The 21,183-nt window shown below is 51.0% G+C and carries 9 protein-coding genes; 2 read left to right on the top strand and 7 right to left on the bottom strand.

The features are described 5' to 3' along the window. Positions 1 to 13: 13 nt before the first annotated feature. The gene (locus EVX52_RS15505; protein WP_129991627.1) at positions 14 to 8,599 is read left to right on the top strand and encodes a hemagglutinin repeat-containing protein; all 8,586 of its coding nucleotides are present in this window, start codon (positions 14 to 16) and stop codon (positions 8,597 to 8,599) included. Positions 8,600 to 8,786: 187 nt separating this feature from the next. Here the strand turns inward: EVX52_RS15505 and nrdG are convergent, their stop codons facing one another. From nrdG to treR, 5 genes are all read right to left on the bottom strand, one after another. Continuing rightward, a complete protein-coding gene (gene nrdG, locus EVX52_RS15500) occupies positions 8,787 to 9,251 on the bottom strand; it encodes an anaerobic ribonucleoside-triphosphate reductase-activating protein (RefSeq protein ID WP_129954627.1) in 465 nt (154 codons plus the stop codon). Between the two features lie 4 nt (positions 9,252 to 9,255). Continuing rightward, the gene (gene nrdD, locus EVX52_RS15495; protein ID WP_129991657.1) at positions 9,256 to 11,394 is read right to left on the bottom strand and encodes an anaerobic ribonucleoside-triphosphate reductase; all 2,139 of its coding nucleotides are present in this window, start codon (positions 11,392 to 11,394) and stop codon (positions 9,256 to 9,258) included. Between the two features lie 343 nt (positions 11,395 to 11,737). Further along, positions 11,738 to 13,381, bottom strand: a complete 1,644-nt coding sequence (gene treC / locus EVX52_RS15490; RefSeq protein ID WP_129991626.1) for an alpha,alpha-phosphotrehalase — start codon at positions 13,379 to 13,381, stop codon at positions 11,738 to 11,740. 22 nt (positions 13,382 to 13,403) lie between these two features. Continuing rightward, positions 13,404 to 14,822 (bottom strand): PTS trehalose transporter subunit IIBC, encoded by a 1,419-nt coding sequence (gene treB, locus EVX52_RS15485; protein ID WP_129954403.1) that lies wholly within the window; start codon positions 14,820 to 14,822, stop codon positions 13,404 to 13,406. Positions 14,823 to 14,949: 127 nt separating this feature from the next. Beyond that, positions 14,950 to 15,906, bottom strand: a complete 957-nt coding sequence (treR, locus tag EVX52_RS15480; protein WP_129991625.1) for a trehalose operon repressor TreR — start codon at positions 15,904 to 15,906, stop codon at positions 14,950 to 14,952. Between the two features lie 344 nt (positions 15,907 to 16,250). Here treR and mgtA point away from each other — a divergent pair, with 344 nt between their 5' ends. Next, positions 16,251 to 18,953 carry a magnesium-translocating P-type ATPase gene (gene mgtA, locus EVX52_RS15475; protein ID WP_129954407.1) on the top strand — a complete coding sequence of 901 codons (2,703 nt, stop codon included), beginning with the start codon at positions 16,251 to 16,253 and terminating at the stop codon, positions 18,951 to 18,953. A 77-nt stretch (positions 18,954 to 19,030) separates the two neighbouring features. On the opposite strand, the gene EVX52_RS15470 is transcribed toward mgtA, so the two are convergent. Together EVX52_RS15470 and EVX52_RS15465 are read right to left on the bottom strand one after the other, a co-directional pair. Continuing rightward, positions 19,031 to 20,005 (bottom strand): TerC family protein, encoded by a 975-nt coding sequence (locus tag EVX52_RS15470; RefSeq protein ID WP_276320340.1) that lies wholly within the window; start codon positions 20,003 to 20,005, stop codon positions 19,031 to 19,033. Between the two features lie 407 nt (positions 20,006 to 20,412). After that, the gene (locus EVX52_RS15465) at positions 20,413 to 21,159 is read right to left on the bottom strand and encodes a glutamine amidotransferase (RefSeq protein WP_129991624.1); all 747 of its coding nucleotides are present in this window, start codon (positions 21,157 to 21,159) and stop codon (positions 20,413 to 20,415) included. Between the last annotated feature and the right edge of the window lie 24 nt (positions 21,160 to 21,183).

The following is a 21,183-nucleotide window of genomic DNA, read 5'->3' as shown; positions in this document are numbered from 1 at the left end:
CCAGTAATTACCTATGAAAACAGAGGATGTTATGAATAATCATAGTAAAAAAGGTCACTCAAAAAGAGTGATAAAATTGAAGCCATTATACCTGGCAATGGCTGGCATTTTTTCAAGCTTTGCCGATGCAGGGGCAATTATTCCTGATAGTCGTGACCATAGTGCACCCACGATGAACCAAAGTGCCAATGGCACACCCGTTATTAACATTGTTGATCCCAATGCAAGCGGTATTTCTCATAATAAATTTACTGAATTTAACGTTAATCAGGAAGGGGTCATTTTTAACAATAGTACAACCGATGGCACCAGTAAGATTGGCGGCTTTGTTATTAAGAATGATCAGTTGAATAATGAGGCAAATGCCATTATTTCTGAAGTTACCGGGACGAAGGGAACGCAGATTAATGGTGCGATGGAGGTTTTTGGTAAAAAAGCTGATGTCATTATTGCTAACCAAAATGGTATTTCCGTTAATGGTGTATCAACGGTTAATGCCAATAACCTGACCTTAACGACGGGTAAAATTAATCCGCAGGCTGATGGCCGCATCCAACTGAGCGTCGAGAAAGGGACGATCAATATTGAGGGGCAAGGGATTTCAACTGAAGGGTTGGGTTACTTTGATATCATCAGCCGTTCAGCCGTACTGGAAGGTGAAATGGCCGGTCAGGCTGATATTAAAATGGTAACAGGTCTGAATGACTATGACATTCAGTCCCGTACGCATACCGTTCGTGATGCCAATGCCAGCGACCGCCCCGAAGTCTCTATTGATGGTAGTGCATTAGGCTCAATGTATGGTGGCCGTATCCAACTGATCAGTACCGAAAGTGGCGCAGGTGTGCGTCACGAGGGCAGTATCATTGGCAATCAAAGCATCGAAATTTCGGCGAACGGTGATCTGCGGTTATCGGGGTTGAAAAGCGATCAGGGTAGCGTCGCGCTTGCCGGTAATAATGTCAGTATTCAGAAAAACTCAGCGGGGCAAGGTGGCATCGACAGCCAATGGGATCTGATGATCAATGCGCTGGGCCATGTGGATATCGGTGCTGATGCTATCTCGCAGCAGGGCCGGATCATTATTGATGCCAGTTCAATGCTGCAAAATGCCGCCACATTAATGGCAAAAAATGGTCAGACTGCCTCTGTCAATGTGCCATCAATCCAGATCAACGTTGCGAATGAATACCAGATCGTCGGCTCGCTGTATGCGGTTGATCAGTCCGGCCAGACTATACCAGGGGCGGTGGTTTCTCTGGAAAATGGCGACTATGTGGTGCGCCGCGATGGCCAGGTCATCGAGGCCAGCGTTGCCTCCAATGCCCAGGTTGTGAGTAATAGTGGTGATGTTGTCATCAATGCCAAATCTGCCAAAAATAATAACGGGGGCATCGTTGCTCAGAAAGGCGCATTGGTATTAAACATTGATGAGCTGGTCGAAAACAACGGTATGATCAACGCATCGGGTAAACTGACCATCAATACCCGCGCATTTAAAAACAAAGGGATTATCTTTACTGACAGTCAGTTGATTAATACCGGCTCATTAGAAAATACCGGTGGGTTGTATGCGCAGAATACCATTGATGCGACAACTGACTCATTCATCAACAGCGGTAAGATGAGTTCAACTGACGGCGATATGCAGCTTAATGTTAATGGTACGACAGCCAATAACAGCGGCAGCATGGCTGCGAAAAATATCACCATCAATCAAAAAAATCAGGCCGATAAAAGTGCCATTTTTGTCAATGATGGCAGTATAGATACCAGTGGTTCCCTGCATATCAATTCTGATTCAATGCATAACAGCGGCCAAGTCACTGCAGGTACAGTGGCTGATCTTACGTTAACGAAAGAATTGAAAAATAGTGGTGAAGCGGCAGAAATCATTGCCGAGCAGGACCTGTTAATTCACAGTAACCTGGCTGATCATGAACTTTCTGTATTCAATGAGGCGGGTTGGGTACAGGGCGGTAATATTCGCGTAAGTGATATTGATACTATCAGTAACACAGCAAACGGGACGTTCATTGCCAATAATGCCATTGAGCTTTCCAATATCAATAATATCTTTAATGATGATTCTCTGATTAAGGCTGACTCTGTATTATTAAGCCATGTTCAAAATATCAACAACACCCAGGACTCCGTTATTGAAGGTAGCAGTAACCTTCAGATCACGGATGTTAATACCCTGAATAACAATAAATCGTCTCTTCAGTCTGATGGCGATATCACCATAAGCAACGTCTCTGATGTGAGTAACGTGAATGGTCTGATAAGTTCCGGTGGCATTCTGGACATCAACCATGTTGAAAATTTACTCAATACTGCGGTGTCAACCATTCAGGCCTCTGCGGCATTGTTGATCAATTCTGTCACTTCTTTGGAAAATACAGAGGGTTCTTCTCTCATTTCACAAGATGTGATGAATATTGATACTGTAAAAAATATTCATAATGATGCTTCGGGTCAGATAATCAGTGAAACTGCGCTGAATATCTCGAATGCAGAAAGTCTGGAGAATGCGGGGACTATCCAGTCCAATAGCAATCTGTCCATTGAGAATGTGCTTACGTTGCTGAACTCAGGTGAATCTTCCCTGATTGCTGCGCTTGATAATCTGACGATGGCGAATATCACCAGCTTATCCAATACCGAGAGCGCAACCCTATCTGCGGGTCTGGAATTAGTGCTCAATTCCATTGGTACGCTGATCAATAACGCGGCGCTCATCCAGTCAGAAGATGCGTTGACTATCAATGCCGCTAATCTCACGAACCTGGCCGGTAATATTCAAAGTTATGGTGATATTGTTCTCAACATCACGAATATACTTGAAAACTTATCGTCCTCTGGCATTGATGAATACGATAACCCGACTGTATTTAATGCCAATCTGGTTTCTGACGGAAATATTGATATTCATGCAAATACTTTGGTGAATAACAGCGAAATTAATGCGACAAATGTTCTTGTAGACGTTAATGATCTGAATAATACCTCTGGTAACATTGAAGGCTTCAGCACCGCTGATCTTAGAATTAAAAATGATTTTGTGAATCAGGATGGTACTGTCAGAGGTAATGATAGATTATCTCTTGATATGGCGAAGGATTATGTGTTCGATGAGGCGGCGGGGGATCTTCTGACCACGCAGGAATTATCTATTCATTCTGACGGGAACATTGTGGTTCGTGGTTCGCTCGAAAGTATGGGTGATATTATTCTGGACGCCGGAAAAGATATTACTAACTATTTTGCGATTGTCAGTAATCAGGATATTACGCTGAAAGGTAAGAATATTACCAATGCTTATAATGAGCCGGGTACGGATAGTGAAGGCAACCCTGTTGCTGGCATGAGCAGCCTTATCTGGGCGTTCGGTGATGTCAATATTGATGCACGGGAAGGCACGTTCCACAATCAAAAATACGGTAATGTCCTGAGCGTGGGCAATATGAGTATTATCGCCCACGATATCATCAATGATGCGGGTATCATTCGCTCAGAAGGTGATATGGCGCTGGATGCCCAAAGCCTGAGCAACCTCAGCGAATACAGCGGTGGTGGCTGGCAAACAGGTGCCCTGCAGGAGGGGGAAGGCTTTATTGAGGATTACTCTAAAGTTGCGACCTATGTTTCCTGGAGAGTAGAAACTTATCTGCCGGTATTATCTTCCGATCTTACGGTAACAACCAAAGCGGAGATTTCATCGGGCGGTAAGATCGACATCAATCAGCGCGGTATTTTTGAAAATACGGCTGAGAATCCTTTAGAAGTGCTCAATGAAGGAGGTATGATCCAGTCGGTCGGTGATATGACCATTACGGGTAATCTGACCAACAAACCTCGATATACACAAGCATCATTGTATGAATATGTTACCACGCCTTTAGAAAAACCGATTGAGATTGAGTATTACTGGAAAACTGTTGCCAGTGGTGGGGATAAAGCAACATTCGATACTGTTTATTCCTTCATGGACTGGTTGTTTGGCGATGGTAATCCGACATCCATTAATGGGTATACTCTCACTGATGACGTGATGTCCAAGATGTTCATCCGTACTGCAGAACTCGAGAAAGATGATTTCTTGAAATCAGTGCGTAAGGCTGCTGGTGGCGGTGAAAAATCAACTGCATCTCCGCAACTGAATTCCTTGATGATCATGATGTTTGGTGAGAGCTGGATTACCAAAGATCTGAATACGTTAAGAAGTGACTGGGAAAATATCAGTCAATCTGATGATGAAGCACTGAAGGCAAAAGGTTTTTACTTCCTGCCTAATGACACGGGCAGCATTGTCACGCTGGGGACTTTCACCCATAACGGTGGTGAACTGAATAACGGTATTGGTGATTTTGCGATTGAAACGGGTACGTCGGATTCTGTAAATGTTGAAAAAGTGGGGGATCAGGAGATTGCCCCGATTGGTGGCAGCACCGAGGTTCTGATTAACCTTAAAGATATTGAAGAATATCGCGCCGGTATTTCGCCAATGAGCACCATTGATGCGATGAGTAAAATGCCTGCGATGTTCCCTTATTCGCCTGAATGGAACCAGCGTAATACCAGTGAACCTTCACTCAAGGATGGTCCATCAAATACTGTTACGCCTGTCTTCGAAACGCGCTTTGAAATGATTGACCAGAGCCAATACTATGGTTCGGACTATTTCTTTGAACAGGTCGGTTATGTACCTGATGAGCCGGTATATGTTATTGGTGATAACTATTACATCTCGGAACTGATCCGTCGCCAGGTTAATGATTCTGTTGGCTCCTATTTCGCGGTGCGTGATGGTGTCGATGGCGTTGACATGGTTCAGATGTTAATGGATAACGCCAACTATGTGGTCAACAACGGTGTCCAGGTAGAAAATGAGGCGTCTGATATTCTGTCAGGTCAAACGCTTAATCAGGATGTGGTTGATACAGAAGTCACTCCGGAAAACTCATACTCTATGAGGAGCACCGATATCCCGGTAGGATATGAGGCGTCTGATAACCTTCCTGGGCAAACCCTTAATCAGGATGTTGCAGAAACTCCACCATCCAATACACATACGGAAGATCTCGGTCTGGTCGTGGGTGAACCACTGACTGAAGAACAGCGCGGTAAGCTGGATAAAGATATTGTTTGGTTTGTAAACCAAACCATTGATGGTGAACAAGTATTAGTACCCTTTGTCTATCTGTCCAACGCGACCCTTGACGCAATGTCTACCGGTGCAAAAGAATCCTCCGGTTCTGCAGTTATTCATGCTGAAGGTGACGTCAATATTGATGCAACCCAGGTGAATAATAATAATGCCGTTATTTCTGCAGGGAATGATGTCAACATTACTTCAGAAGGGGACATTAATAATACGAGTAACGGGGCTAATGGTGGTATTTCTGCCGGTAATAATGTTGATCTGACCACAACTGACGGGTCTATTAACAACGATGGCGCTTATATTAAAGCGGGCGATGATATTAATATGTCTGCTGAAAATGGCAGCATTGAAATTACCGCCAGCGTGGGTCGTGATGAAGAAGGTAAGCAGCAGGTTCATACTTATGATGACGCCATTTCTGCTGGCGGCGACATTGATATGAAAGCAAAAGATATTACATCTAATGCAGCTACCTTTGAAGCCGGTAACGATATTAATATGACGTCCACTGAAGGCGATATTACCTTCAATGAGATGCACGAAATATCGGCCGAATACACGAATGATTTAGATAAAAAGAACGCACTTAACTTTACCCATACTGAAACTGAAACCACCACCGCCACCGCTATTGAAAGCAAAGTGGCTGCCGGCGGTAAATTAAATATCGACTCTGCTAAAGATGTTGTGATGAAAGGCGGTGAATATTCCGGTACATCCGGCAACATCACTGCGGCGGGCGATGTCGATATACAGGCCACACAGGATTATGAACATACAGAATCTGTGGTTGAAGCTCGTGAGTTTACGCTCACCGGGAATGCTAATGCAGTGGGTTATTCCGCATCAGGTGAATATAGCGCGCGTGATGGCGGCAGTGGCAGTACGTCACAGGGCGAGTATGAATTTGATTATGGTTCAGATAATGGTGGGGCGAAAAACCCAGGTAAATCTGCGGTCGCTCCGGCAACAGAAGTCTTCGTGGGCTTCCGTTCATCTACAGATGAGGCGACATCTGATACCAAAACAAACCAGAATGCTTCTTTCAATTTTGCCGACGACCTGAACCTAGAGGCGAAAACTGTTGATATTGGGGGGGGCGATTTTAAAGTCGCTGATGAGTTAAATATTACGGCGGATGAACTTAAGACCACCAAATATGTTGATACTCACGAGGAAACGTTCAGTCATGAAGCGCTTTCTGTGGGGATAACATCAACGACGTCCAGTGTCTTCCTGGATGTCGCGGATAAAAATGCCAATATGATCGCCAATGCAGTCAACGACCCGGACGTGGGTTTTGATGCCTTAACCACAAGTGCTCAGGTGGCGGGTGATGTAACCAACTTAATCTTCAATGATTATGCTTCACTCAATACCACATACGGCATTGATTACAATAAATCATCTGGTTCAGCAAGTTCGACCAGTGAAAATATTACCCACATTGATGCCGGTAAAGTCAATATCAAAACCAAAGGCGATACCACGCTCAATGGGGTTGATATGAAAGCCAAAGATGTGGCGATTGATGCGGGTGGCGATGTCAACATGCGCGCTGCTGAACAAACCACCTCTTATAAAGAGGATGGCATGAACTTCAGCATTGGCATCACTGCCGGTGCAGGGGTTGACCGCGATTCTGCAGGTGCCGGGGTCTCACTGGATGCCAGCGGCGGTAATAATCATACGAACAACAGTTCTAAGAGTTACACCAACACAACGATTGCGGCAGACAATATTTCCATTATCAGTGGCAAAGACGTTAATTTGATCGGAGCGGATATCACGGCAAAAACTGCAGATGTGAAAGCCGCAGGGAATATGAACATTGTTTCCGTTCAGGACACCGTCGACAATGATGCTTCAAGCTGGCATGCAGGTGCTTCTATCGGGGCTGCGTTCACAACACAGACGGGAACCATCCCTATTCCTACAGCATCTGTGAATGCTGGCGGAGGATCTGATTTCCTTGACAGCGCGACGACGAATAAACAGTCAGGTATCCATACTTCAGGTCCGCTGAACGTGGAAACCGGTGGTGATATGAATATGACTGGCGGTCAGCTGATCTCTGATGACCATACTGGTACCGTTCATGTTGCAGGCAATATCAATGCGCAGGACCTTGTTGATACCACTGAACAGGATGGTGCGTATGGCGGCGGCGGCGGCGGTGTAACGAAGACGGGGACCAGTGCTAATATATACGCGCAAACCACGGATGAGATCCACTATCAGGAAAATCAGCATTCAACGATCGATGTGGGTGATACGAAGGCTGGCCAGATTAATGGCAACCTCAACACTGACGGTACGAAAATCTCTGACGTTGTCAAAGACGAGAAAGAATGGGGCAGTGATATTGCTGCCACCATCAGCTGGAGTCCGAGTAAGACGGGTAGCTATGATGTGGATACGCCTACTACGGTGAAGCCGAAGCCAGCTGATACCACTGATGGCGTTACTCCACGTCCGACGCCGAAACCGGATGATGTGACACCAACACCAACACCACAGCCGAAACCGGAACCAACGCCGGAACCAACACCGCAGCCGAAACCGGAACCAACACCGGAGCCGACGCCACAGCCGAAACCGGAACCGACACCGGATGTTGAAGATCTTACTCCGGTGAAAACGCCAGATGACACGGTGAAACCAGACGACACGGTGAAACCAGATGACACGGTGAAACCAGACGATACGGTGAAACCAGACGACACGGTGAAACCAGACGACACGGTGAAACCAGATGACACGGTGAAACCAGACGACACGGTGAAACCAGACGACACGGTGAAACCAGACGACACGGTGAAATCAGACGACACGGTGAAACCAGATGACACGGTGAAACCAGATGATACGGTGAAACCAGATGACACTGATACGCCAAAACCACGTCCAAGCGAATACAATGGCAAGAAGTGGGAAGTTAAAACGCCTGAGCGTGTTGTCCTGACGCCAGGGTCTGCAACCGGCAACACGACCTGGATTGAACCACCGAAATCGGGTCCGGGTAAAAACGGATCGCAGTTCGAGGGTCTGCCAAAAAGCGGCTCCACTAAAGCACGTGATACATCGACCAAAACGCCGGCAACTGAAAGTACGCCAGACGTTAAAAAGGCCGATCCAAGCGAGTATAATGGTAAGAAATGGACTGTCACCACGCCAGATCCTGTTGTACTGAGCCCGGGGTCTAACAGTAATAACATCACGCCAAATGATCCACCGCGTGACGGCAATAAGAATAACGGGACGGATTATGAAGGCCAGCCAGTCCGTAAGGATGTGCAACTGCCAGACGGTGCTGCTAACTGGCAATCACTGATGCCTGAACATGTTATGGCTTCTGAGCATACTTATCAGGAAACTGAATGGTCTGAGAGTAATACCCCAATCAACCAGCGGGGTACGAAGAACGCGTAAGTAATAAAACAGTAATCTCCATTAGCCCTGAAGTGCGTCTCCTATGAGGCGCACTTTTTTTTCATCTGTCGTCTGGCAAATACTGCGATCGGGGGATGCCAAAAGGAGAGGGGAGAGCGATGAAGCTTAAGGAATAAAATGATGCGACAAAAAGAGAAGGCACCGCCGAAAAGCAGTGCCTTAATAATCACCTCAGATAATGAATCACCTGATTGCTGCTGCCGCGCCAGATAAGTGACGGGTCTTTGAGTTCCTGCACAAATTTCCCGTCGACCAGTACATTAATCAGCGCCACAACGTCCTGTTGTTCAGCGGTCAGTTCACACCGCGTATAGCCCGTCCACATCCACACATCTTTGTCCGGACACTCCGCCTGTACGCGCAACAACAACTGGCGCACTGCAGAGAGATTTTGCGGATGCAGCGGGTCACCGCCGGAAAGGGTGAGACCCTGACGCGGGATCACCGTATTTTGCAGATCGGTAATGATGCGGTCTTCGTCTGCCTGCGTAAACGGCTTGCCGGAATCCAGCCGCCAGGTACTTTTGTTATAGCACCCGCGGCATTCATGGACACAGCCGGACACGAACAGCACACAGCGCGTTCCGGGCCCGTTCACGACATCGACAGGATAATACTGATGAAAATTCATCACGTTAACCCAACTGACCATTACCCAAATGTTTAATCCGGCGCTTCACTTCCTCCTGCTTGCCGGCGTTAAACGGACGGGCATCCGGGCTGCCGAGATATCCGCAGACGCGGCGGGTGACGGAGACACGGGAAGGTTCATGGTTGCCGCATTTCGGGCAAGTGAAGCCTTTGCTGGTGCACTCGAATTCGCCGGTATAACCGCAGTCGTAGCACTCATCGATCGGCGTATTGGTGCCGTAATAAGGCACGCGGGTATAACTATAATCCCACACGTCTTCCAGCGCTTTCAGATTATGTTGCAGGTTAGGATATTCGCCATAGCAGATGAAACCGCCGTTGCTCAGTGGCGGATACGGCGCTTCGAAATCGAGTTTTTCATAAGGATTTACCTTCTTTTCGACGTCCAGATGGAAGCTGTTGGTGTAGTAACCTTTGTCGGTAACGCCCGCAACCAGCCCGAATTCGGCTTTGTCCAGACGACAGAAACGGTCACAGAGATTTTCGCTCGGCGTGCTGTAAAGGCTGAAGCCGTAGCCGGTTTCCTCTTTCCAGCTTTCGGTTGCCGCCTGCAGACGGGCCACAATCGCCACGGCCTTTTCGCGTAACTGGCCGTCATCGAACATGTGGGTTTGATCGCCGAACAGCGCGTTAATGGTTTCATGCACGCCAATGTATCCGAGCGAAATCGAGGCCCGGCCATTTTTGAAAATGCCGGAAATATCGTCGTCGGCTTTCAGGCGCACGCCACAGGCGCCTTCCATGTACAGGATCGGCGCAACCCGGGCTTTGATGCCTTCCAGACGTGCAATGCGGGTCATCAGCGCTTTCTTCGCCAGCAGCAAACGCTCGTCAAGCAGTGTCCAGAACGCCGCCTCGTCGCGTTTCGCTTCCAGCGCGATACGCGGCAGGTTCAGGCTGATCACGCCGATATTATTGCGGCCCTCGTGGATCATCTCGCCATTTTCTTCATATACACCCAGGAAGCTGCGGCAGCCCATCGGGGTTTTGAAGGATCCGGTGACTTTCACCACCTGATCGTAATTGAGGATGTCCGGATACATGCGTTTGCTGGCACATTCCAGTGCCAGTTGCTTGATGTCGTAGTTGGCATCACCGGCTTTATGGTTCAGGCCGTCGCGGATCGCAAACACCAGTTTCGGAAATACGGCAGTTTTGCGGTTTTTGCCCAGACCGGCAATACGGTTACGTAAAATGGATTGCTGGATCAGACGTGATTCCCACGAGGTTCCGAGACCGAAACCGAAGGTGACGAACGGCGTCTGACCGTTGGCGGTATGCAGCGTATTGACTTCATATTCCAGCGACTGGAACGCGTCATAGCACTCTTTCTCAGTCCGGTTACGGGCGAACGCTTCGGCATCGGCAATCTGCCATTCTTCGGCGGTCTGGCGATGTTTATTGAAGCTGGCAGTGACAAACGGTGCCAGCACTTCGTCGATGCGGTTAATGGTGGTGCCGCCATAAATGTGGCTGGCGACCTGTGCAATAATCTGCGCGGTGACGGCGGTGGCCGTTGAAATTGATTTTGGCGTATCAATTTCTGCATTGCCCATTTTGAAACCATGATTCAGCATGCCTTTCAGATCGATAAGCATGCAGTTAAACATCGGGAAAAACGGCGAATAATCGAGATCATGATAATGGAGCTCGCCACGTTCATGCGCCAGCACGACATCACGCGGTAAAATATGCTGTTTGGCATAATGTTTTGCCACGATCCCGGCCAGTAAATCGCGCTGGGTCGGGATGACTTTACTGTCTTTATTGGCGTTTTCATTAAGCAGCGCCATATTGCTTTGTTCAACCAGACCGCGGATTTCCTGATTCAGGCGGCCACGCATTTCACGTTTCACATCGCGGTCATGGCGGTATTCGATATAAGCGCGTGCCAGCTTTTTATGCGGACCTGCCATTAACTGATTTTCGACCGCATCCTGAATCTCGTGGATATCTACACGAGCCTGATCTTGCAGACTTTCCGCCACCACGCGGGCAACTTGCGCGCAATAATCCACGCTGTCGATACCGGCAGCAGCAGCAGCGCGTTGCACTGCTTGTTTGATCAGAACTTCATCGAAAGGGACCTGACAACCATCCCGCTTAATCACGATGGGCTGCATTGTAGTCGGTTTTGCGGGTAGGGTTTCCAGTCTGTCTGCCTTCACAATGACACTCCTATTGGGCGGAACCCGCGCCCCACAAGGCTTACAGGCCGGTTGTGGGGTATTTGCGGAAAACCGCTATATATTGGGTTGGGTGTGTACTATACACACTATATGTAGCATTCATGCGAGTGATAATTCTCGTTTTATTGACCTGAAACAAAGAATTTTTTTGGCGGAGGAATTGATGACCAACTGTCAGTTCTGGCCTGAATTTTGCGGATTGTTTTATAAGGAGATGCATTAAAAATAAACGGGCCAGACACGAATGTGACTGACCCGGCAGAACAGAAATTTCAGATTATCCGGCGAGTTGCCAGCGACATTCGTAGGGACGAAGTACGCCGCAAACCGCCGGTGTGGCGTAATTACTTAACACCTGTTCGCCGCAAAATACCGGTAACGCAAGCGTCTGCTCCTGTGCGCTCAGGTTCGCCATCACACTCAGGGTTTTTCCGTTCGCCATGCGGGTATAACACCAGAGTTGCGGATGTTCAGGCAGTAAATCCTCATAATCGCCGTCCGTCAGCACCGGCAGTGATTTACGCAATCGGATCAGTTGCTGATACAGATAAAACACGGAATCGTTATCCGCCAGTGCCTGCTCAGCATTAATACTCTGCGCGTTATGGCTGACGGAAATCCACGGTGTGCCGGTGGTAAATCCCGCCTGTTCGCCGGCGGTCCACTGCATCGGTGTACGTGAGTTATCCCGCGATTTCCGTGCCAGGATGCGCAGCAATTCTTCAGTATTGCGTCCGTCCGTTTTCAGCTCAGCAAACATATTCAGGCTTTCCACATCGCGATATTGCTCAAGATGTTTAAAGCCGGGATTGGTCATGCCGATTTCCTCCCCCTGATAGATGTACGGCGTGCCTTGTAAGCCGTGCAATACCATCGCCAGCATTTTTGCCGAGGTGTTGCGCAGCGCACCTTCATCACCAAAACGCGACACAATGCGCGGCTGATCGTGATTACACCAGAACAACGCATTCCATGCGTGCCCGTGCATCCCTTGCTGCCACTCGCGAAAAATCTGCTTGAGGTGTACGAAATCAGGCGGCGCATCAGTCCATTTTTCGCCGTTCGGGTAATCTACTTTCAGATGATGGAAGTTAAAGGTCATCGACAGTTCACTGCCGTCATTGGCAGCGTAGCGGCGGCAATGTTCCAGCTTCGTTGAAGACATTTCGCCGACCGTCATCAGCCCGAGTGGCTGAAATACGTCACGGCTGAACTCCTGTAAGAATGCATGAATACGTGGTCCGTCGGTGTAAAAACGCCGCCCATCGCCTGCGTCATCGGACGGGAAATCCTGCTGTTTCGACACCAGATTGATGACATCCAGCCGCAGCCCGTCGACGCCCTTATCTGCCCAGAACTGGCAGACTTTTTTGAGCGCCCCGCGAACAGGCGGATACTCCCAGTTGAGATCCGCCTGCTCGGCCGCGAACAGATGCAGATAATACTGACCGCTGGTTTCATGCCACTGCCAGGCACCGCCACCGAATTTGGAGCGCCAGTTATTCGGCGGCCCGCCTTCGGCTGCACCGTCACGCCAGATATAAAAAGGCCGGAACGGGCTGCCCGGATCCTGCGACTGCCGGAACCATTCGTGATGCGTCGAGGTGTGATTAAACACCATATCCATCACGATGCGGATCCCGCGCTGATGCGCCTGTGCAGTCAGCCGCTCGAAATCCTCCAGCGTGCCGTAAGCCGGGTCAATCTCACAATAGTCGGCGACGTCGTAACCATTATCAATCTGGGGTGACAGATACATCGGCGTCAGCCACAGGGCATCAACGCCCAGCGTTTTCAGGTAATCCAGACGCTGTGTGATGCCGTTGATATCACCGGTACCGCTGCCCGTGGTGTCCTGAAAACTCTTGGGGTAAATCTGGTAAATCACGCCGTTTTTCCACCACGGCAATTCGCTGTTCATTCCTTTTTCCTTCTTGAAGGTCTTACACCACAGCCAGTTCACCACGGCGGGCTTTACGCTGGTAAACCAGCACGGTCAGGATAATCGGCACCACAATCGCCACCAGCATCGCCATGGCGTAAATACTCCAGAACTGCAGCTTGATAGACAAAATGCCCGGTAAGCCGCCGACGCCGATACCGTTGGCCGTAACGTGGAACAGCCCGCAAATCAGACCGGCACCGGCTGAGCCAATCATCGCGCAGAGCATCGGGAAGCGGTATTTCAGGTTGATCCCGTACATGGCCGGTTCGGTCACGCCGAGGAAGGCGGATATCGCTGCGGGCACGGAAATCTCGCGTTCATTATGTTTGCGGCTGACGATAATCACGCCCACCACGGCGGCCGCCTGTGCAATATTGGACAGGGCGATCAGCGGCCATACCGGGGTTCCGCCGGTGTTTTGCACCATCTGCATGTCGATGGCGAGGGTGGTCTGATGCACGCCGGTGATCACCAGCGGTGCATAGAGGAAACCAAACAGCGCGGCACCGATCGGTGCAAGGCTGCCGGTCATGATGAATTTCACCGCGAATGCCACGCCGTCACCTACCATGCGGCCAAACGGCCCGATCAGCGTGTGCGCCAGGAATACCGCAATCAGCAGTGAGCTGACCGGCACAATCACCAGGTACAGGTAATTAGGCACGATACGTTTCAGGCCACTTTCGATGATGGCTAACGCCATGCCTGCGAGAACGGAAGGAATAACCTGCGCCTGATAACCGACTTTTTCGATGGTGAACCAGCCAAAATTCCATACATCAGGGATCTGCTGGCCGAGGTTATAGGAGTTCATCAGTTGCGGTGATACCAGCGTGATGCCGAGCACGATGCCGAGGATCTCGGTGCCGCCCATTTTTCTGACCGTCGACCAGCAAACCGCCACCGGCAGGAACATAAACACGGCTTCGCCAAGCAGCCACAGGAAGTCGTAAATGGATTGCCACAGCGGGTGCATCTGCGCCAGCGTCTGGCCGTCGCTTATCGGAATTTCACCGATAACGTTGCGGAAACCGAGGATCAGACCGCCACTGATTAGCGCGGGCAACAGCGGGAAGAAAATTTCGGCGAAGTGAGAAATACTGCGTTCGAACCAGCTCATGTTCTGGCGGGCGGCGATTTTTGCCTGCTCTTTACCTGCCTGACTTTTACCGGTACTGGCGAGCAGGACTTTATAGTAATCGTCCACTTCCGGCCCGATCACCACCTGGAACTGCCCGGCATTGGTGAAGCAGCCTTTAACCATTGGCAGGGCTTCGAGGCCTTTCGGATCGGCTTTAGACGGATCATTGAGGACAAAACGAAGACGTGTAATGCAATGCGTCACCATCGCGATATTGTCGCTGCCGCCAACGAGGGCGATCAGCTGATCAACATCCTGTTGCTTAACTTTGCTCATGGGAAGTGGCCTGTGTTTTGCGTGAGTGTGTAGGGTACGGTTCAAGCATAGCGAAGGCGGTGGGAATTTGTCTGGGAACGTTCCCGGTTTTGCCGGGACGATCACAAAGTTTCTGTATAACGTCGGATCAGAAAGCGAGCTTTCCGGGGATAATCAGCTGCCGCACATGTGCGCCATCGCTGAGCTGCGCCAGCAATTGTTTTGCCGCCGCTTCACCGCCCGCGCCATAGCCGAGTTCCACGGAATACGATTCAGGGAAGAGGAAATGCAGCAAAGGGTTGTTACCTATCCCGCACACCTGTACGCCACGGATTTGCTGTTGTTGCAGGTATTTTTGTGCGCCGATAGCGATGGTGTCGGACGCGCATACCACTGCCTGAATGTCATTTTCCAGCAACTGGGAGATCAGATCGAAGCCGCTCTGATAAGTCAGTGCGCCCAGTGCAATGTGCGGTGTCAGGCCGTGCTCTTTACAGAAAGCCCGGAAGGCCGCGCTGCGACGCTGACCGGTGGTGGTGTCTTGTGGCGAAACACCGATAAAGCCAATCTTCCGGATGTTTTGCGCCAGCAACTTTTGCATCAGCAGCTGCACCGCGCCCGCATCGTCATAACACACCGAAGACAGCCCCGGTACTTCGCGCGCCAGCATCACCATTTTGTCCTGCCATGGCATCAGCATTTGTGCTGAAAGTCCGGTAAAACCAAACAGCACCACGCCGTCGATATTGCGCTGTTTCAGTACCTGCAAATGCTCTTTAACGCGCTCTGCGCTGAACTGACTTTCCAGCACAATCGGGTCGAATCCCTGCTGATAAAACAGCGGCAACATGGCACGTACTGCCAGGTTTTCCGAAGGAGAATCGAGGCGCGACACGATGATTGCCACAATTTTATCGCTGAAGCCGCGCATTGCCCGCGCTGATTTCGACGGGCTGAAGTGCTGTTGCTCAATCACCTGTAATACGCGTTCACGGGTTTGCGGGCTGACGTTGCCTTCGTTATTTAAAACGCGGGAAACCGTGGATTTTCCGACGCCGCTCAGGCGGGCAATATCATTAATGGTCAGGCGATTTTGCTGGGTCATGTTTTAAGGTGAATAAAGGTCAGGTTTAAATTTGGTTGTAGTTAACCGGCGTATACTGCGCTCGCCGGAGATGATGTGCGCGTCATCCCGTGACGTTACCCTAACGGATTTTTATACCCGATGCGTATGAATTTCCAAACCGTTCCTTACCGGAGGTGAAAACCCATGGAACCTGACCCCAATTCTGTAGGTCCGTTGTGATCCGGTAAGCACCCGCATTTTTGCTGCTGCTTGCCGTGACTTTACCTGGCAGGCAGTGGCGCACGTTTTTTCGTTCGCCCTGTTTTTAATAACCCTTTTGCCATGCTCATGGCGGCTTCGCCGTGGGCGCAACAAAGGTGCGAATGATGTTCAAAAATTTCACTTCCCGGCTGTTCACTGCGCTCAGCCGTAATTTACCGCGCCGTTTAGTCCGCCGCGATCCGATGCTGGAAAACGTGTCTGTCCGCGCGGCGCAGGCGATCCCTGCTGCTATGTCTGCGCATTGTCAGGCCTGTGCCCGCGCTACCGAAGACCAGTTGTATCTGCAATTTGCCAGCCATCCGGAAGGGCTGACTGCGCACGAAGCCGATGCGATCCGCGAAGTTTCCGGCCTGAATCAGACCGGCGATCAGCAACCGTCGCCGTGGTGGCTGCATCTGTGGCATTGCTACCGCAATCCATTCAACCTGCTGCTGACCGTACTCGGTCTGGTATCTTACGCCACCGACGATTTAACGGCAGCGCTGGTGATTGGTGCGATGGTGTTTATTTCTACTTTCATGCATTTCATCCAGGAAGCGCGTTCCAATAAAGCCGCCGATGCGCTGAAAGCAATGGTCAGCAACACCGCGACCGTGCTGCGCAGTGACGCGCAAACCGGACGGCACGAAACGGTGGAGATCCCGATCAGCCAGCTGGTGCCGGGGGATCTGATCAAGCTTTCTGCGGGCGATATGATCCCGGCTGATCTGCGTATTCTGTCTGCTAAGGATTTGTTTATCAGCCAGGCGGCGCTCACCGGGGAATCCCTGCCGGTGGAAAAACATGCCTGTGAGAAAAAACCGATTGCCTCTGATCCGCTTGAACTGAGCACCCTGTGCTTTATGGGCACCAACGTGGTGAGTGGCACAGCGATTGCGATGGTGATCGCCACCGGCGGCAAAACCTGGTTCGGTCAGCTTGCCGAACGCGTGGTGCAGGAAGATACACAACCGAACGCATTTCAGGCGGGGATTAGCAAAGTCAGCTGGCTGCTGATCCGCTTTATGATGGTGATGACGCCAGTAGTGCTGCTGATCAACGGCTACACCAAAGGTGACTGGTGGGAAGCCGCACTGTTTGCGCTCTCGGTGGCGGTCGGGCTGACGCCGGAAATGCTGCCGATGATTGTCACATCAACGCTGGCGAAAGGCGCGGTAAAACTGTCACGCCAGAAAGTGATCGTCAAACGCCTGGATGCGATCCAGAACTTCGGTGCTATGGATATCCTTTGCACCGATAAAACCGGCACGCTGACGCAGGATAAAATCGTGCTCGAGCGCCACACTGACGTGCTCGGCGTGACCAGTGACGAGGTACTGCATCTGGCATGGCTGAACAGCCATTACCAGACCGGTTTGAAAAACTTGCTGGATGTGGCGGTGCTGGATGCGGGCGATCCGCATCCGGGGCATAGTTCACTGAAAGTGGATGAGATCCCGTTCGATTTCGATCGCCGGCGGATGTCTGTTGTCGTCGCAGAAAATGACCAGAATCATCGCCTGATCTGCAAAGGCGCACTGGAAGAAATGCTGTCGATTTGTACGCTGGTGCAGCTCAACGGTGAGATTGTGCCGCTGACCGATGTGTTGCTGGCGCGCATCCGCCGTATCACTGACGATCTCAATCAGCAGGGCCTGCGCGTGGTGGCGGTGGCGCATAAAGTGATGCCATCGCGTACGCAGGGCTATGGCGTGACCGATGAGTCCAGCCTGATTCTGGCCGGTTACATCGCATTCCTCGATCCGCCAAAAGAGAGCACCGCGCCCGCGCTGGACGCACTGCAACGCAAAGGCGTGACGGTGAAAATCCTCACCGGCGATAATCCGCTGGTGGCGCGTAAAGTTTGCAAGGATGTCGGATTACAGGCTGATAAAGTGGTCATCGGCAGTGACATTGACGCGCTTGATGATGTGCAGCTTCTGCATGTGGCCCGGGAAACCACGGTGTTTGCCAAACTGACGCCAATGCACAAAGAACGCATTGTGCGCGTTCTGCGCGATGAAGGGCATGTGGTCGGATTTATGGGCGACGGCATTAACGATGCTCCGGCGCTGCGTGCGGCGGATATCGGTATTTCCGTGGATTCGGCGGTGGATATCGCCAAAGAGGCGGCTGATATCATTTTGCTGGAAAAAAGCCTGATGGTGCTGGAGCAGGGCGTGACGGAAGGGCGCAGAACGTTCGCCAACATGTTGAAATACATTAAAATGACCGCCAGTTCCAACTTCGGTAACGTATTCAGCGTGTTAGTCGCCAGCGCCTTCCTGCCGTTCCTGCCGATGCTGCCGCTGCATCTGCTCATTCAGAACCTGATTTACGATGTGTCTCAGGTGGCGATCCCGTTTGATAACGTCGATGAAGAACAACTGGCGAAACCGCAGCGCTGGAATGCCGGAGATATCGGCCGTTTTATGGTGTTCTTCGGGCCGATCAGTTCCGTATTCGATATCCTGACCTTCAGCCTGATGTGGTGGGTGTTTAAAGCCAATACTGTTGAAGCGCAGACGTTGTTCCAGTCCGGCTGGTTCATTGAAGGATTGCTGTCGCAGACGCTGATCGTACATATGATCCGTACACGTAAAGTGCCGTTCATTCAGAGCCGTGCGTCCTGGCCGCTGTGCATCATGACGCTGATGGTGGTGATCACGGGTATTGCACTGATCTACTCACCGGTGGCCGGATTCCTGCAATTGCAGGCACTGCCGCTGAGCTACTTCCCTTGGCTGATCGCGATTCTGGCAGGCTACATGGTGCTGACTCAGTGCGTGAAAGGCTGGTTCGTGCGCCGTTACGGCTGGCAGTAATCTTTAAAATTCTATCCTGAATGCTAAAAAGCGCGACCGGTGAAGCGGCCGCGCTTTGCATTAATCAGTTTGAAATTTTACGACTGTGCATTGTTCTTGCGATCGTTACGACGGTTCACCCAGGTGTTAATCAGCAGGGTGATGATCAGAATCGAGGCGATCACGCCCAGTGAAATACCCACCGGAATGTGGAACACGTCGAGCAGCAGCATTTTGATACCGATGAAAATCAGGATCACCGCCAGACCGTATTTCAGCATCGAGAAACGTTCTGCCACGCCTGCCAGCAGGAAGTACATCGCACGCAGACCGAGGATCGCGAACAGGTTAGAGGTCAGCACGATGAACGGGTCGGTGGTCACCGCGAAAATCGCCGGGATGCTGTCGACCGCGAAAATGACGTCGCTCAGTTCGACCATGATCAGCACCAGCAACAGCGGGGTGGCGAACAGAATACCGTTACGGCGCACGAAGAATTTCTCACCCTGCAACTCGTCGGTCATGCGCATTTTGCTGCGCAGCCAGCGGATCATCGGTTTCTCACCAACCTCACCGTCGTCTTCTTTCGCCAGCGCCATCTTGATCCCGGTGAACAGCAGGAACGCGCCAAACACGTACAAAATCCAGCTGAACTGACCCACCAGCCAGCTTCCGGCGAAAATCATGCCGGTACGCAGGACGATAGCGCCGAGCACACCGTACACCAGTACGCGGCGTTGCAGGTTGGCCGGAATGGAGAAGTAGCTGAACAGGATCAGCCAGACGAAGACGTTATCTACCGCCAGCGCTTTTTCCAGCAGGTAGCCGGTCAGGAACATCGTGGCCTTGGCGTCGGCCACCTCGCGACCAAACTCGCCGTTGAGGTACCACCAGAAGCCGAAATTGAACAGCAACGACAGGCCTATCCACACCAGCGACCACAGCGCGGCGCTTTTCATACTCATGGTTTGCGCGCCTTTGCGACCCTGTAACAGCAGGTCGAAAGCGAGCATAATTATCACTACCACGGCAAAAGAGCCCCACAACATCGGGTTGCCTACGGAGTTCATCATTGCGTCATCCTCGAAAAAACATCAAAAAAAAACGGCCAGCGTCAGAAGACGTTAGCCGCTCATTTTTTGAGCTGTGAGCAACCTCGCCTTCCGGCAAGGTCTCACTTACAACCCGTTTCCCCTTCATCCTTCGAGCCGCAGGGTTGTTGGCTGCGTTCGCTCACCCGAATCACTGACCTGTGTCAGCTCATCGGGATTCGTTCGCTTACCGCCTACCTGCAACTCGAATTATTCGGGTAAACATTAATTAGTGGGTTGTCCCGGTAACCGGGTGGCTGAGATGGCGCTTAAGCGCGGATCCAGGCACCGTAATGACGATTATCCGGCGAAGAAGTTACTCCCCTTTGCAGTTCGCAAATTAATGCAAAATGTGTCAGATGTCAAATATTCAGAAACATTTTAGACTATTAACCCGCCAGTGCCTGACGTTTACCGAGTGCGCCGACAAAGGAAAGCAGCAGGCTGCGGCTGAGCGGTGTTTCGCTAAGTTGCTGAGCCTGATGCGCAAAATCGACATGATCATCTTCGGCAATGGAACCCAGCCAGGACAAATATGTCTTCATGACCGCCAGACTGAATTCAGGGTGAAACTGCGTGCTGATGGCGTTCGGGCCATAGCGCAGGATCTGATGCGGATCGTGCAGCGTTTTTGCCAGCACCTTCGCCGTCGCGGGCGGGGTTATGACGGTTTGCAGGTGGATAAGATTTGCGGCGAACTGCGCCGGAAGCTGCGATACCAGCGGATCAAGATGCCCGTCCGGCGTCAGCGTCACCTCATGGGTACCGACTTCAATGCCTTGCGGATGGTAATCCACCTCGCCGCCCAGCGCGTATGCCATCAGCTGATGGCCGTAGCAGGCACCGAACATCGGTAATTCCTGCAACATCCCCAGCCGTACCCAATCCGCCGCTTCTTCGCTCCATGCCAGATGCTCGGTCACCATGCTGCGTGAACCGGTAATGATCGCCCCGCAATAGTTTTCCGGCGGCAGCGGACGTTCACCTGCCTGTAAGTCCACAATCACAACCTGCTGTGCGTCAATATCGCCCTGACGGATAAACATCTGCGGAAAGTTATCGTGCGCACGTCGGATAGGTTCCGGCGCGTGGCCGGTCTGCAAAATCAGCAGAGGTTTCTGACTGGGTGCAATCATCTGTTACTCCCGATTATGACTGAA

Source organism: Rahnella sp. CFA14(1/10), from assembly GCF_004195095.1.
In the GTDB taxonomy this organism is placed as follows: domain Bacteria; phylum Pseudomonadota; class Gammaproteobacteria; order Enterobacterales; family Enterobacteriaceae; genus Rahnella; species Rahnella perminowiae.
Note: the sequence above shows the minus strand (reverse complement) of the source record. Positions and strands in the feature narration are given on the sequence as shown.

What these genes read in the sequence shown, in the direction of transcription:
- EVX52_RS15505 (WP_129991627.1), top strand. Translation starts at nt 14, where the DNA reads ATGAAAACAGAGGATGTTATGAATAATCATAGTAAAAAAGGTCACTCA.
- nrdG (WP_129954627.1), bottom strand. Translation starts at nt 9,251, where the DNA reads ATGAATTTTCATCAGTATTATCCTGTCGATGTCGTGAACGGGCCCGGA.
- nrdD (WP_129991657.1), bottom strand. Translation starts at nt 11,394, where the DNA reads ATGCAGCCCATCGTGATTAAGCGGGATGGTTGTCAGGTCCCTTTCGAT.
- treC (WP_129991626.1), bottom strand. Translation starts at nt 13,381, where the DNA reads ATGAACAGCGAATTGCCGTGGTGGAAAAACGGCGTGATTTACCAGATT.
- treB (WP_129954403.1), bottom strand. Translation starts at nt 14,822, where the DNA reads ATGAGCAAAGTTAAGCAACAGGATGTTGATCAGCTGATCGCCCTCGTT.
- treR (WP_129991625.1), bottom strand. Translation starts at nt 15,906, where the DNA reads ATGACCCAGCAAAATCGCCTGACCATTAATGATATTGCCCGCCTGAGC.
- mgtA (WP_129954407.1), top strand. Translation starts at nt 16,251, where the DNA reads ATGATGTTCAAAAATTTCACTTCCCGGCTGTTCACTGCGCTCAGCCGT.
- EVX52_RS15470 (WP_276320340.1), bottom strand. Translation starts at nt 20,005, where the DNA reads ATGATGAACTCCGTAGGCAACCCGATGTTGTGGGGCTCTTTTGCCGTG.
- EVX52_RS15465 (WP_129991624.1), bottom strand. Translation starts at nt 21,159, where the DNA reads ATGATTGCACCCAGTCAGAAACCTCTGCTGATTTTGCAGACCGGCCAC.